Source organism: Cohnella sp. GbtcB17 (assembly GCF_019091135.1).
GTDB lineage: Bacteria > Bacillota > Bacilli > Paenibacillales > Paenibacillaceae > Cohnella.
Map to the genome: position 1 here is coordinate 1 of NZ_JAGXJW010000260.1, position 272 is coordinate 272.

Here is a 272-nt window from a genome sequence, read left to right on the forward strand (position 1 = left end):
GCCCCGCCCTTGTCGGCCACCTCAGCCGCCCGCGATCCCGGCCATGGCTGACACCGCCTGTTCGGAGAGCCCGAGCACCGGGGGCGGAAGCATGGGTACGGCGAGGGCGAGCAGCACGAGCGTGGGCCCGATCTTCACCGGAAAGCCGATCGCGAAGGCGTTGAGCGAGGGCGCGACACGGCTCATGAGGCCGAGCGCGACGTCGGCCAGGAACGCGACGCCGACGATCGGTGCCGCGATCTGCAGGACGGCCACGAACATCGTGCTGATCG

1 protein-coding gene is annotated in these 272 nt (G+C 71.0%); it reads right to left on the reverse strand.

From position 1 onward, the window contains the following. Positions 1–21: 21 nt before the first annotated feature. Positions 22–272: flagellar biosynthetic protein FliR (locus tag KVT38_RS33725; protein ID WP_217598075.1), on the reverse strand; the 251-nt coding region annotated here is incomplete at its 5' end.